The sequence below is a fragment of the Pseudomonas uvaldensis genome (genome assembly GCF_021271205.1).
GTDB classification, from domain to species: Bacteria; Pseudomonadota; Gammaproteobacteria; order Pseudomonadales; family Pseudomonadaceae; genus Aquipseudomonas; species Aquipseudomonas uvaldensis.
Window position 1 is genome coordinate 1 of record NZ_JAIWKS010000053.1, and the last position, 356, is coordinate 356.

1 protein-coding gene is annotated in these 356 nt (G+C 59.6%); it reads left to right on the forward strand.

Annotation, left to right across the window (positions count from 1 at the left end):
- A partial coding sequence (locus LCU97_RS26550) for an immunoglobulin-like domain-containing protein (RefSeq protein WP_232778222.1) occupies positions 1–356 on the forward strand: 356 nt, incomplete at both ends.

A 356-nucleotide genomic window follows, 5' to 3' on the forward strand; every position in this document is an offset into this window, starting at 1 on the left:
ATCAGCACTACGATTACCGGCGCAACCGGCGGCAACTTCGAAAATCTGGTGCCGAGCACTACACCTGCGGTCACCACGATCACCGATTCGGCGGATACCACTGGCTTGACCTTGTCTGCATCTACCGAAGTGACCGAAGGCGGCCAGATTACCTATACCGCCACGCTGACCAACCCCGCGCAAACACCAGTCACCGTCACCTTGAGCAACGGCGCGGTCATCACCATTGCGGCGGGCCAAACCACGGGCTCCGTCGCCATCGATACCCCAGCGAACGATGTCTACAACAACGGCAGCACCGTCAGCACTACGATCACTGGTGCAACCGGCGGTAACTTCGAAAACCTGGTGCCGAG